The organism is Candidatus Nitrososphaera gargensis Ga9.2, assembly GCF_000303155.1.
In the GTDB taxonomy this organism is placed as follows: domain Archaea; phylum Thermoproteota; class Nitrososphaeria; order Nitrososphaerales; family Nitrososphaeraceae; genus Nitrososphaera; species Nitrososphaera gargensis.
Window position 1 is genome coordinate 1872170 of record NC_018719.1, and the last position, 12751, is coordinate 1884920.

Genomic DNA, 12751 nt, shown 5'->3' on the forward strand with positions numbered 1-12751 from the left:
AGTAATTATACCATCATGACCTGTTAACCAGCATGGCTTTGTTGGACGATGTAGAATTTCGGATCAAGGCAGAGACGATCTATTTCTGTCAACAGTGTAAGACTAAATTCCTATTTGTGCATGATGCGGCATCTCACGCAGAGATGTTTGGTCATAAAAGGATGTCCGAGCTGCCGATGGGATGATGAAACACCCTCAGCTGACGTAATTATATTCTCTGAACCCTGCCTTGTCTGCAGTGTTGCCGCCCAGTCTGACCAGCACGAACTCTTTGTGAGCGCGGATGACAGAGTCTTTGAATGTACGCTCGTTTCTATGAAGCCTCTCGTACTCTTCCATAGAGAGTTTTTGCCTCGGGCCAATGTCTTCGTCAAGGTTCATCTTGCTCACGACTTCCTTGTACTGTGGCTGTATTATGCCGCTGAATACCATCGCGCTGCTTCCGCTGCCATACGAGCCGAAGCCGATCCTCTTGCCTTCAAGATCTATTCCTTTCTTAAACTCGAATTCAAGCAGGCTTCGCAGGCCCATATACATTGACGCTGTGTAGAGGTTGCCAATAATGGCCGACGCTTCAAGAGAGCTGGCCATCTTTTTCTCGTACACCTCGTTGTAGAATGATGTCTGCATGAAGGCGCGCCTGAACTGCTCGTCTGCTTTCATGAATTCAGTATCAGCTAGGATGGACTCGATGGTTCCGCGCGGGTCCTTGGGCTGCGGCTCTTGCATCCCGATCTCTTTTATGACATGTTTCCAGCGCGGAAGGTGGCGCCACTCGTGTCTTAGCAGGTATGCAAGGGCCTTCTCGCCCATCTTCCTGTACGGAAGGTGGACTGCAAAATAGTCGATGTGATCCGTTATGGATTCGCCATCTTTGAGCTTGATAAGTCCTGTCTTGATCGCCTTTTCTTTGTAGAGATCAAAAGCTTTTCTGACAGATATCAGGTAAAGCAAGTTAGAGTAGCTGCCGTTTACAAGCGGAGTCTCTTTTCCAAACGGCCTATAAAAGTCATATTCATTCTTGATAGTCGTAGAAGGAACCTTAGGGTCATAGGCCATCAGGCGTGGGTTTTCTCGGATGAGCAGCGCCACTGCGCCGGCTCCCTGTGTGTATTCTCCGGTGGAACCCATGTCGTACTTTGCAATGTCACTTACAATTACAATTGCGGCCTTGCCATTGTTCTCTTCAGCCCTGATCCAGTTTGCGTTGTCATAGAGCGCATATGAGCCGCTCACGCAGGCAAACTTGCACTCGATGCCGCCTGCGTGCTCAAACGAGCCTTCGCCATAGATCTGCTCCAGCATTCCAATGACAAAAGAGTTCATCGCCTTTGATTCGTCCAAGGACGACTCGGTGGCGACATACACCCGCCCAATGTCTTCGGGGTGCAGATGGTTCTTCTGCATCAGCTTCAGGCATGCGTTGGCAGCCATGCAGGCAGAATCCTGATTAGTGTCGGCTATAGCCATCTTTTTGATTCCTATACCGTACTCGAGTTTTTGCGGATCAATGCCTCTCGCTTCCGCAAAATCCTTGTAGTCGAGGTAGAGTTTAGGGACGTAGATAGCCAGATCGTCGATACCTACTACTGGCATTACTGACATTCGTAGAGCGGTTAGTCATTTAAAGGTATTTCTAGTGAAAATTGACCCATACATATCAATTTATTTGAGCAAGATACCGTGAGCCTCTTCTTGAGGCGGCTGCAAGGAACGTCCATCATGGCCCGGCCGGCGCCTCAATTGGCCACCAGATTATTAAGTAGTCCTGCATCTCTGGCAGTCTCGAATTATAAATAATACACACTGCATGCGGTCAGCTCAATAATGTGTATTTCTGTCAAAAGATGCAGATTATGCAGTATATTTTATATTTGCATGACATTACTTAGAGGTAATAAGGATGGGCCAAGAGGAGAGGGACTTTCTTCAAAAGCTGTGCGATTCTATCCTGAACTCTGACAAGGCCGTCAGATTTGCCGGTGTGATAAACAATGAGGGCAAGCTTTTGATCGGCAGGTACCGGGCCGACATTCCAGTGCCCCTTATCAAGGCAAACACCGAAGGCGACACAAAGGCCACCTCGTTTTACAGCGCATACCAGGCGCTTGCCATCAACAAAAAATTCGAGCCGGACCTTGGGCAGATACGTTTCCAGATGACAGAATTTGACAAGGTGACTCTTGTGTCTGTCCCGCTGACTGCTACAAACGACAGGTTCCTCTGCATCTCTGTCGACGCGCCGACGTACCACGAAAGAGTCATCCCAAAGATTCTAGATATCATAGGTTGATGAATCACCATCACATTTAAATTGTCAATGTGCTAGATTATTCTTACATCGACCAAACCGATGGGGAACAAACGGTCTGGTTGGAGCGCAGGTGAGAAAAACTGCGCTTCGCCAGACTATTATATCATTATTCTAGTTCAGTCAATTACCCTGATGTCCAGTTCGTCATACGTGTCCTTTACCGCAAGCAAAAACAGGTCGTCTTCATAGATCAGCAACCAATCTTTGACGCCAATGACATGAAGCTTGCGCACGAGTATCTTGCCAGTATCGTTTATGGTAGTCATTATGTAGGCAAGTCGCGGTAGCTGCAGTTGCTTGCCCTTGATCTTGAACAGCGTTTCCTGCAGCTCGATGTCAAGCCGCCCGCCTTCGATGTTTATCTTGACAATGTCGCCATACTTGTTTTCCACTTTGGCCGTGACGTAGCTCTGCCCCACGTCGAACTGTTCGATATGCAGCTTACCTTGTTGGATGCCGACGAGGTATCGGGTATCTCCCGGTACGGGTTTCAGATAGCTTGTCATAAAAGGCTTTTTTCATCGCAAGCCCGGCATTTTTTACTTGCAAACCTCTGCATCATAAGTACCGCACCAATGACTCCCGCAGCTGCCACCAGAGCGCCAGCAGGGAATTCTGGGACGACCACTATGCCTCTGGCAATGCCGTTCCTAGTCTGGTCGACTGGCTGACCATCCCTCACTATGCCAGTTATCTGCACTTCCATGCGGTAGTTCTCGTTGCTTGGAAAGTCTATTGTCTGCGTGCCTGTTCCACCCTCGGCCACAAGACCCGACCTACTGTAGACATCAGTGCCGTTGCTGTCCAGTATCTTGAGATTATAGTTCACGTCGTCTGTTATCCTTTGTCCTGAAAAGCCGTCAGCAAAGGCCAATGTAAGGGTAGAGTCGGTGCCGGCGCTCAGCTGGCTTGGGGTCCATTCGACCAAGACGTTGACATTCCCGCTGTCCGTGAGCATCTCGCCTGTCGTCTGTGCGTTTTCACCAGTTGCCGGCGCAAGCGTAAACGTCATTTCCGAACTGCCATCAGGCACCTTCCCAGCCATGTTGAGAATGTCGTTCTTGTTCACAAGATAGTGCAGTATGAGCTCGTTCTCTGAAGAATACGGGTCGACTGCAAGCATCCTGCCAGATATTGGGTTGCCGTTGACTGTGGCGGCGAATGAAGTGGCGTCGCCTATTCCTGCAAGCGACTTGGGGATCTTGATCTCCTCGTGCACAAAGATGTTTGTTTGCCGGAGTCTCGACGTGTCCCAGTCAAAAGGCATAGACCAAGAGAACTGCTGCCTTTGAGCGTCAAAGTTGAAATCCTGTACTTGATCGTAGTAAGAGATTATTGTAGTATCATACGACTGCCCTTGGTATTCTACACTTTGAGTAAAAATGTCGCCTACGCTGAGCCATGAATCGAACCGGGGAATCTGGTCAGGTGGAAAGAGGTTGCGGATGTTGTCGATGCCAAGGATGTCTATTCGGAGATGGTATATCCCGCCTTCAAGGAACATGGGGCCGCGGATGTTGACTGTTCCTCCAGGATCCGCAACCCACGCATTCAAGAACTGCTCCCGCGTTCCAAAAATCTGGACCGGCCCCTCTGCAGGCTGCACTTTTAGCTGGAGGAGGCCACTCTCGGTATGAAACGTGTCTGTAAAGATCTCTTCTGCGTTTTCGCCTATTCCTTTCTCCACGCTGATGATAAATGTTGTGAACCTGATGGTCTGGTTGTTGTTTGCGTCGTACAACCTTAGCAGCATGTATGCCTCATCCCTGCTCGCATCAGTCAAAATTGGCGGATTCACTCTTACGAGCAGTTCGGCTTGCCTATCACCAAGCGATGCACTGAACATTTCCTGCGTTAGGCCGTCTGCAAACGCCTCTTGGCGTGGGAGCCCAATTGCAATGATAGAAAAAACAAGGACCGAGGCGAAACCAAAAGCTAAGATCTTTTGTCTGCCTGCCTGCACATAGATTACTTGCCTTTCTACATATTTAATTCTTAATCCAGCACCACACGTCAATGATTTAATATCACGTGGCATCTATATGATAGGCAGAGAGGTGTCTAGGCAAAAAGTCGTTGCAGCAGCATCGATAGCTGCTGCAGCAATCGTCTTGGCAATATTTGTAGCAGCAACCCTGCCAGATCGGGGTGACACGACAGTGGCCACAAACAACAGCTCTGCCGCAGGCCAACAGCAGGACGACGACAACAATAACAGCACCGAGCAGATAAGAAACATCATTTACAACGTGAAATTCGAGTGTGGCACAATATCCGGAGACGAGGGGCCGCTGAGGCCGGGCCACTATGACACCGACATTGGCATCTTTAACAAGCAGGACTTTGCAGTAAAAGTCCAGTGGAGCGCTACAGCAAACGACAGCAGGAACACAAACTCGATCCTGAGGACATTGCAGCCGCAGAGCGTGACTGGAATAGTGTGCAAGGATCTGCGCCAGATCCTTGGAAATAACCAGAGCTTTGTCGAAGGGTATGTCATAATTAATGTGCCTGTAGAGCAGGGGTTGCTCGGGTCGCTGTCTGGCGGCAGCACCGTGCTTGGCCGCTCTTCTGACGACATCAATATTCTTGAAGTTCAGGCGTTCTATACTGCAAACGCACTAGCCGAGCTTCCTCACCCGGTGTTAGTCGACAAGATAACGTTTGCAATAACAAATGATACAAGCGGCAAGATCCCGGCCGATATGATTGGAAAAACTTTGGACATTACTGTGCCTTCAGAAATGAATGAAATATCCGATCCAGAAGCAAAGGTCAGGAACGTGCTGGCTGAAAAATATGCTCTCTCGGAACAAGAGCTTGTCGGCTTGCAGATAGAGGTACGGGATATAGGTATCGGCGTGGGCACAATGATAGACGACCATGCGATCTCGCTTTCAAAAATCACGCCGCAGGCAAGCGGATAGCAGCAAGCTTGTTCGCAAAAAAACAATATATTCTTCCCTTGGCTTCTCTCATGCATGGCTAACTTTACCCTTCCTCCATTGCCTTACTCGTATGATGCACTGGAGCCACATATTGATGCAAGAACCATGGAAATCCATCACACAAAACACCACCAAGCGTACACCGACGGCCTGAACAAGGCGCTTAGCAGCTTAGGTCCGGAATGGCAGAACAAGAACGACGTTGTAGACATTTTGAAGAACATTGATTCCGTCCCGGAAAGTGCAAGAGGTGCCGTCAACTTCCACGGCGGAGGCTACAACAACCACACCCTTTTCTGGAACAACATGAAAAAAGGCGGTGGCGGAGAGCCAAGCGGCGAGCTGGCAGACGCGATCAAGAAGGCGTTTGGCAGCTTTAACGACTTTAAGACGAAATTCCAGACAGACACTGTCGCAATTCAGGGAAGCGGCTGGGGATGGCTTGTCAAGAACGCATCCGGCGGAGTGCAGTTTATCACCATGCCAAACCAGACAAGCCCGTGGACAAGGTGGAACAAGGAAAAGCTTACCCCGTTGCTAGGACTTGACGTATGGGAGCACGCATATTACCTGAAGTACCAGAACAAGCGTGCCGACTATGTCACGGCCTGGTGGAATGTGGTCAACTGGGACGAAGTCGCCAAGAGGTTCAGGCAGTAAAAAACCCTCTTTCCTTTTCTTCATTTATGTTATACCGCGTGGTCTGCCCAGCCTGCAACAGTTCTTTTCCAAGCTATGAAAGATATATCGATCATGTCTTCAAAGATCACGCTAATGAACCGGCGCTCCGCATGAAAGCCAGAATTGTGCGCGACTAGTTTTTCTTCTTCCGCACATCCACGAAATTGACTGTGCCATAGTTCTCCCGTGTCGTCCTGCTCACCGCCATGTTGTAGCTGTAGATCTTGGCAGAATATTCCTGCAGAACCGGCATCATACTGTCCATTGACTTGTCAAGATAAAAGCCAGGGCAGTCGCCTGTGAACTGGAACGTTGCGTGCACTACAGGCTGCCCCCTCGCGTCGGCTTCAAGCCACGAGGCGAATGGATATAGCCAGCAGACACCGGGCTTGTCAGGGTGGATGCCGCAGTAGCCCTTGTCATCCAGGAACCTACAGCGCAGCGGCGTTCCGTCTTGGTCCGGCCGCTCGTCCACTTTGCGCTTGAGGGAGATCATTGTAAGCGTGGTGATTATGTTTCCAAGCATTCCCTGCTCCTGCCAAGTTGAAACCAGAGTTTCATTTTTCAAAAATTCCGGCTCTGAAGCATAGCCTATCTTTCTAGAGATCATCTTGATGTCGTCCTTTGTCAATGGCAGCCTGCCCTGACGCTCGCAGCAGTTGTGGCAGTCGGGCCAGAGGCACTTCCAGAGGACATAAAGGTTGTCCTTTGACAGCACCGGAATATGGAATACCACACCTCCAACATTCACAGGATTGTCGACTACGTCGTCGCGCCTGCCCGTCTGGAGGTCGTACAGTTTTGGATCAATCTTCCATTTTTGGGCTAGGAGGTCGAGTGCGTCCTTGACCGAGGTGTCTGCCTGCACTGTGATAAATTATAAACCCGGAGGTTTAAACGTACTCCACTTTGCTCAGCCCGCAACACGAGCGACCCGTGGAAGAGCAGCAGCCGGTTGTTAGAAGAAAGGGCAAACATGCATCGTCCACGGAGAACCGCAGGATGGTATGGGAAAACGTGGTGTGGCCGCTGGTTCTAGAAGTCAACAGGTCATATTTCACGCTAAAAGAATACCACGTAAAAAGGGACGCTTTTTGCAAGGAGAGCGGCGTCGCGCCTTCAAAGGTTGCTGGCGGCTTTGTTTCACTTTTGATAAAAAACATCATCACCAGAGACAAGAATATCTACTCTATCCACTACCGCCTCATTCCTTATATGAGGAAAAAGGCTCCTCTTGAATACGGTCTTGTTATCAGGGAAGTCAATACAAAACGTTAGAGTCAAATATAGGGTATGCAGTCGGGTTTTTGGTTAGCCCGGTCGTCTAGTGGCCAATCTCCAAGGTTGAGGGCTAGGGATTCCAGGCTCTGGATCTTACTAGAAAAAGAAGAAAAGAAACCTGGAGACAGCAGTTCGAATCTGCTCCGGGCTACCATTTCCTTACATGAAAAGAAGCAATATTCTTGCTCCTTTTGAGCAAATAAGCAAGAATAAACCTTGTTCCATTTTTGCTGCTGTACGAGATCACAGTTCCGGTTCGAACTGCCTCTCGTCGTGCCTTTGCAGTTTTTCCGCCTTTTATACTTTGGAGCTGGTATATTATGTTGGGTAGTAGAGACTATGCAAGGCTGATAATATCGGCAATGGCAGACGGCAAGCCAAAGTCAGCTCAAGATATCGTCAATGCTACCAGCCTTGAAAGAAGCAAAGTCTGGACTGCACTATCTAAACTGTGGAGAGCGGGTCTTGTTCTCCGTACTGATAGACCGGTATCAGAAAACTGCAAAAAGTTCAGAGGCAGGCACGGGGCAACAAGCAACACCAGACTGTACCACCTGTACGTATTGAACGGAGATAGTACTGAGCCTCAAGATTACAGCATTGATGGCCGTAGGTTTGTGCGATTCAGCAGCGAGTATTCAGACAAGAGGGGCAGCAAGGGGGAGAAGAGCAAGGCACGGTTGATCTTGAACTTCCTCAAAGATAACTCAGATAGGGCGTTTTATTCTACCGAGATATACAACGCGCTGAAAGACAGGGGAGTAAAGATGCCGGACGTAATGACTGCAGCAAGAAGGTACGAAAGAAAAGGTTTGCTGTACATCAGAGGATACCAGACGCATGATTCTTGCTCCCCTTTTGCAGAAGGCTATCTTGTAACTTGGATCGACAGCAGCAACAAAGATGAAACAAGCGCATTGAAAGACGCGGTGGCAAAGACAAACCAGGCACTTAGCAACAAGGCGTCCACAAATCCGGTGGTAGAAAGGGTGCTTGCAATAAGAAACACCACGATAGCCGAAAGCGAGCTTGGGAGGCTGGTGAGCTTTAACCTGATAAGAGACAAGCTTGGAACAACCGAAAACGAGGCCAACACGGCAGTTGCAAGAGCTATGCAGCTCTATCCCGGTATCAAAGAGGTCAAGCTGTTTGGCAATTTCAGGTACTATTACCACGAGTCTTCAATGAATGGCGAGGTTCTAAATGCAGCTTTGGAGATGGCAAAGAACTACATCAGAATGAGCAAGGGAAGGGCAAACCGCATTGGCCACAACTGGGAAGCTTGTGTTGAATGGTTCATTGATAAATTCACTGTTGGAGCCGAATTCAGAATGCAGAATCACAGGAATAATGGCAACGACGGCAGGATGGACCCAAGGCGCATTACTCTCCATTTGATCAAAAGCGTGGGTGATAGAAGGCAGAATGCAGAGGTAGACAGGGTGTGGACGGTGACACCGTCGGTGTTTGCCAAGCCCATCACATACGTGCTGGAATGCAAGTGGGGCATTGTGAGAAGGAAGGACCTTGACGACTTTTTTAACGTGCTCAAGTGGAGCACTGACTTTGGCGTAGACACGCCGGAAGGAAGGCAGGTAAAAAATGGAGTAATCGGTGTATTTGCCGCAGGAGCCTTTGAAGATATCCACATAAAAGTAAATGGCAAAGATGGAACAGAAGGAGAAAAGATCACTCTCGCACAATATGCATCAAGATTGAATGTTCAGCTGCTGAGGGCCTCCGACTTTAACCAGAAGCTGCACGACAGGCAGGTGCCAAAAGAAGTCACCGTCCAGAAGATATGCAGGGCGGCAAGGAACGAAAATGATGTCAGAAGGATGCTAGATGCGATATGGGATAAACCTGAAAATGCGGTCAAGGTGTTGAGCGACGCAATAACGGCTAACAGCGACGTGTACAGATTTGAAGAAGAACTTGAAGAAGGCAAGGGGAAAGAAAAAAGAGAAGTCCTTCCTACTGAACTTCCTTCAACTGCCGCAGCTGAAGTCTAGCCAGGTCCCGCCTTAGCGTTCTGTCATACAGCACAAGCAGGCCTTGGTTGACGGCATCGGTGTTGTCCGAAACAAGGCCGCGCTGCTTCAGCTCAAGCAAAATCTTTGCCGGTTCGCCTTCTATCTCTGTGTTGATTCTGACTCGGGTCCGCGGGTTGTCTGCAATTTGCGTTTCTTCTGTGGTTGCATCATTCACCTCCAAATACTACAGCACTGTACGAATTTAAGGCAGGAAAATTGCGCCGGGTTTGTGAATTACCATATCTGTTCTAGAGCTATAGATTGGCATGATTCATGTGTGAATTTTGCTATTAGCTAGCAAGAATCTTGTGTTTTTACTTACAAGAATGTTTATTAATTCTAATATCGATAATGATATTGCAAAATAATAACATCAGAACTACCGAACGTAATTCTAATTGCAGGCAATGCCTGCTTCCCATACGTTGGTACCATGTCGGTACCAGAACAGGCGGTGCAGTAGCACCAAACCCATCTTTAGACGAATCGATTTATTTTCAGTTAATCTGTGCAGTTTGCTTGATACCAGTGGTACCAAATCTGGCACCAGAAAAGGAATTTTGGTACTAGTGGTACCACTTTGAGCATATGATCTGGCACCACTGGTGCCAAAATGGGTGATACCAGCGTCGTGTTTGGTACCAGAACAAGCTCTGGTATCAAAAAATGGCACCATGGTGCCAACTTGCAGGACGATGGACATATCAGATTTGGCACCAGGCATAGCTGAGTGGCACCACTGGTGCCAATTAATTAGATCGGACATGGGAACCATACGCGAGCCCTGTCTGATACATGCAAGAGCCGCCTGGCCCTGTCAAGATATGCTTGAATTGAATTGAAAAAAAGAACGTTGCTGCCAAAAAGCACCGGCCTTGTGCTTTTGGCGCTTGCTGCAGATATGCGGCAGAATGGCAATGATGTTGTGCGGACTTGACTTGTGACTCCAAAAGGTTTTGGTTACTGCCGGTGCCAGAGAGATATTCTCCCCGCATTCTCCATTTTCATGTCCAATTCTCTTTTACCTTATCATACATTTTCTGCTCTTTGCACACGCCTGTAAGTAAGGTTGTAGTACTTTATCATTCAAGCAATCATCGCGCACTACAATTTGCCTGAACCAGAGGTCTTGCCACAGGTGTGCTCCGCTGATGTTGGTTGCTAAATTTATGTCCTAATGTGTGCCATTCTACAACTCTCACTTTGTTCGTCGTGCATAAGTGGTGACACATCATGTCTTTAGCTCTACACACAACATGACCTCCAATATCACCAAAAAGTAAAAGTGCAAGTGCCATATCTGGAAAATTGTGAACAAAGTTAGGATATTTTCGCTGGCAATCGTAGTACTGGCTTCACTTGCCATAGCAGTGGCTTGGATGACCAGCATCAGAGATCATACAACGCCTATCGAAACCAATTCAACTTCTCTTAATATCATGCAAAAACCACGGAACTATTCCATAAATGTTACCGACTCTGTCTCCTTGTTGGACAAATGACCTCCAGGATAAAAAAAGTGACTCCTGGGCATATTATCGGATAATTTGTTACTGTTTTCCACTCTTTGGCATTTTTTGTGAAAAATCTGACAGAACTTTCTTATACACCCTATAATGACCGATAGTGCAGATGTTACAAATCAAGCGAGTATTGCTGCCTTCAATCATAGCGTTTGCATTGTTGTCGGCTGGCTCCTTCGGTTACTTTCTCGCTGCTAATAATTCTCCCCCCCCCCGAGCGTTAGCGACGCCAAGCTGACCGACTCTATCAGCAGTGCTTTGAAAAACGACGAAGTCGTTATTAGAGTTCATGATAGCGCAGGCAACATAAAATCCGAGCAAAAAGCCCACAACATAATCACGAGCGCCGGTGCCATTTACTTTTGCGTGCAGATGAACAGGTGCGAGAGCCACATTACAGGCGAGACCCCTAATGTAGTAAGCGTCGCAAATCCCACGTGGTGGGTCCAATTCATAAGCGGCACTCCAAACTCCAACGAGCCAACTGCGGCAGATTGCACGGCGCCGTCAGGCGGTGGTGCGCTATCCGGTGTAGTGTCTGCTGGCAGATGTATTACCAGTTTTGGTGCCCCGCCAGCCCAGTATCAGGCAGGAGGATCGATAATCACTGTCAGTGCTACCACCGGAAGTGGGCAGTTGAGGGGCACAGGAACATTCGATACCACAAATAATTTTGTGCAGTTAACGCCAGCTACTGTCTGCTCAATTGTAAACGACGGAACTGCACCCTCGTCCGGCACATGCCAGTTTACAGATTCGACGCCAGTGCTTACGAACATGAGTGGCGGCACAATAACGATCAATGGCCTTGCCCTTGCAAGCGGCGATGGTTCTAACACGGCTGCAGGTCCGCTGATAATTGCAGAATCCGCCATAACTGCTGTGACTCTTAATCCCAACGATACCATCAGCGTCTCGTGGACAATAGTGACATAGAATATTGGAACAAGAAAAGTAGCGCTGGCGGCATCGATAATTTTTTCGCTGATTCTTACCAGCTCCTTTGCATATGCCGTTTCCAATACTGTCACTCCAACCGACACTGTCGCCATAAGTGACCGCGCGTCTCCTTTTAGCTCTGCCAGAGATACCATAGCCCTGTCAGACAGCGTCGCAGTACAATCAGCCACATCTTATACTGTCACTCCAACCGACACTGTCGCCATAAGTGACCGCGCGTCTCCTTTTAGCTCTGCCAGAGATACCATAGCCCTGTCAGACAGCGTCGCAGTACAATCAGCCACATCTTATACTGTCACTCCAACCGACACTGTCGCCATAAGTGACCGCGCGTCTCCTTTTAGCTCTGCCAGAGATACCATAGCCCTGTCAGACAGCGTCGCAGTACAATCAGCCACATCTTATACTGTCACTCCAACCGACACTGTCGCCATAAGTGACAGCATCACGCCGGTTCGTACAGTAAACATCAACATTACAGACGCGGCCTCTCTGGCCGACGAAGCAAGAGCCACTCTTGCGCAGGCTGAACCTAGAGGCGAGCAAGAAAGACGCAGTGGTAGAGGTCCTGTCGTTGACCTTACAACATACTCTGAAGACTACTTCAGCGCCAATCCGCTGTCCAAGGTGCAGGTTCTGAGCACGAGATTTACCAACGCACACGGCCTTGACTTATTGGACATAATGTCAGGACAGCAGATCAACATAGTCGTCACGTTCAAGAACTACCAACAGGTCGAGCAAAACTATGCATTGATCATACAGGTCGAAGACTCGAACGGCATCGTAACGCATATTGATTGGGTTGAAGGCAAGTTGGCATACGGCCAAACGACACAGCATACAAGACAGTGGATCACCCCAACAGAACAGGGGTTGTACAGAATCAAGATATTCATCTGGGACGGCATATTCATCATCGCTCCGACACCACTGTCAGAGAGGACTGTAGAGAATATACACGTCAGTGAGTGAACATCCGCGATAACTTGAGTCTCGCAGATGCTGTTG

At 48.6% G+C, this 12751-nt stretch carries 13 protein-coding genes and 1 tRNA gene; 8 read left to right on the forward strand and 6 right to left on the reverse strand.

Going from position 1 to position 12751, the window contains the following annotated elements; all coding sequences use genetic code 11:
- Positions 1-195 precede the first annotated feature (195 nt).
- Positions 196-1605: a hydroxymethylglutaryl-CoA synthase family protein gene (locus NGAR_RS11285; protein ID WP_015019868.1), complete on the reverse strand. Its 1410-nt coding sequence runs from the start codon at positions 1603-1605 to the stop codon at positions 196-198.
- A gap of 298 nt (positions 1606-1903) precedes the next feature.
- On the opposite strand from NGAR_RS11285, the gene NGAR_RS11290 reads away from it, so the two are divergent.
- Positions 1904-2293 carry a hypothetical protein gene (locus tag NGAR_RS11290; RefSeq protein ID WP_015019869.1) on the forward strand — a complete coding sequence of 130 codons (390 nt, stop codon included), beginning with the start codon at positions 1904-1906 and terminating at the stop codon, positions 2291-2293.
- 137 nt (positions 2294-2430) lie between these two features.
- Here NGAR_RS11290 and NGAR_RS11295 read toward each other — a convergent pair whose 3' ends face one another.
- Both NGAR_RS11295 and NGAR_RS11300 read right to left on the reverse strand, forming a co-directional pair.
- Positions 2431-2820: a hypothetical protein gene (locus NGAR_RS11295; protein WP_148681356.1), complete on the reverse strand. Its 390-nt coding sequence runs from the start codon at positions 2818-2820 to the stop codon at positions 2431-2433.
- Positions 2817-4277, reverse strand: a complete 1461-nt coding sequence (locus NGAR_RS11300; RefSeq protein WP_148681357.1) for a hypothetical protein — start codon at positions 4275-4277, stop codon at positions 2817-2819. The genes NGAR_RS11295 and NGAR_RS11300 overlap by 4 nt, the downstream gene beginning before the upstream one ends.
- A gap of 94 nt (positions 4278-4371) precedes the next feature.
- Between NGAR_RS11300 and NGAR_RS11305 the strand changes: the two genes are divergently transcribed.
- Together NGAR_RS11305 and NGAR_RS11310 are read left to right on the forward strand one after the other, a co-directional pair.
- Complete coding sequence (locus tag NGAR_RS11305; RefSeq protein WP_187147480.1) at positions 4372-5241, forward strand: hypothetical protein; 870 nt, start codon at positions 4372-4374, stop codon at positions 5239-5241.
- Positions 5242-5295: 54 nt separating this feature from the next.
- Positions 5296-5922 (forward strand): superoxide dismutase, encoded by a 627-nt coding sequence (locus tag NGAR_RS11310; protein WP_015019873.1) that lies wholly within the window; start codon positions 5296-5298, stop codon positions 5920-5922.
- 154 nt (positions 5923-6076) lie between these two features.
- Here the strand turns inward: NGAR_RS11310 and NGAR_RS11315 are convergent, their stop codons facing one another.
- On the reverse strand, positions 6077-6811 hold the full coding sequence (locus NGAR_RS11315) for a YkgJ family cysteine cluster protein (RefSeq protein ID WP_015019874.1): 735 nt from the start codon (positions 6809-6811) through the stop codon (positions 6077-6079).
- A gap of 41 nt (positions 6812-6852) precedes the next feature.
- On the opposite strand from NGAR_RS11315, the gene NGAR_RS11320 reads away from it, so the two are divergent.
- From NGAR_RS11320 to NGAR_RS11330, 3 genes are all read left to right on the forward strand, one after another.
- Positions 6853-7221 (forward strand): hypothetical protein, encoded by a 369-nt coding sequence (locus NGAR_RS11320; RefSeq protein WP_228369164.1) that lies wholly within the window; start codon positions 6853-6855, stop codon positions 7219-7221.
- A 35-nt stretch (positions 7222-7256) separates the two neighbouring features.
- A tRNA-Gln gene (locus tag NGAR_RS11325) sits at positions 7257-7378 on the forward strand.
- Positions 7379-7544: 166 nt separating this feature from the next.
- Entirely contained in the window at positions 7545-9236 is a 1692-nt protein-coding gene (locus NGAR_RS11330; RefSeq protein ID WP_015019876.1) for a hypothetical protein, read from the forward strand.
- On the opposite strand, the gene NGAR_RS11335 is transcribed toward NGAR_RS11330, so the two are convergent.
- Positions 9199-9432 carry a hypothetical protein gene (locus NGAR_RS11335; RefSeq protein WP_015019877.1) on the reverse strand — a complete coding sequence of 78 codons (234 nt, stop codon included), beginning with the start codon at positions 9430-9432 and terminating at the stop codon, positions 9199-9201. The two genes, NGAR_RS11330 and NGAR_RS11335, sit on opposite strands and share 38 nt — an antisense overlap.
- A 219-nt stretch (positions 9433-9651) precedes the next feature.
- Entirely contained in the window at positions 9652-9981 is a 330-nt protein-coding gene (locus tag NGAR_RS11340) for a hypothetical protein (protein WP_148681358.1), read from the reverse strand.
- 1057 nt (positions 9982-11038) lie between these two features.
- Here NGAR_RS11340 and NGAR_RS11345 point away from each other — a divergent pair.
- Both NGAR_RS11345 and NGAR_RS11350 read left to right on the forward strand, forming a co-directional pair.
- The gene (locus NGAR_RS11345) at positions 11039-11716 is read left to right on the forward strand and encodes a hypothetical protein (protein WP_015019881.1); all 678 of its coding nucleotides are present in this window, start codon (positions 11039-11041) and stop codon (positions 11714-11716) included.
- 708 nt (positions 11717-12424) lie between these two features.
- A complete protein-coding gene (locus NGAR_RS11350) occupies positions 12425-12715 on the forward strand; it encodes a hypothetical protein (RefSeq protein ID WP_148681359.1) in 291 nt (96 codons plus the stop codon).
- Positions 12716-12751 lie beyond the last annotated feature (36 nt).

Coding starts and splice junctions, on each gene's coding strand:
- NGAR_RS11285 (WP_015019868.1), bottom strand. CDS start 1,605: ATGTCAGTAATGCCAGTAGTAGGTATCGACGATCTGGCTATCTACGTC.
- NGAR_RS11290 (WP_015019869.1), top strand. CDS start 1,904: ATGGGCCAAGAGGAGAGGGACTTTCTTCAAAAGCTGTGCGATTCTATC.
- NGAR_RS11295 (WP_148681356.1), bottom strand. CDS start 2,820: ATGACAAGCTATCTGAAACCCGTACCGGGAGATACCCGATACCTCGTC.
- NGAR_RS11310 (WP_015019873.1), top strand. CDS start 5,296: ATGGCTAACTTTACCCTTCCTCCATTGCCTTACTCGTATGATGCACTG.
- NGAR_RS11330 (WP_015019876.1), top strand. CDS start 7,545: ATGTTGGGTAGTAGAGACTATGCAAGGCTGATAATATCGGCAATGGCA.
- NGAR_RS11340 (WP_148681358.1), bottom strand. CDS start 9,981: ATGCCTGGTGCCAAATCTGATATGTCCATCGTCCTGCAAGTTGGCACC.
- NGAR_RS11350 (WP_148681359.1), top strand. CDS start 12,425: ATGTCAGGACAGCAGATCAACATAGTCGTCACGTTCAAGAACTACCAA.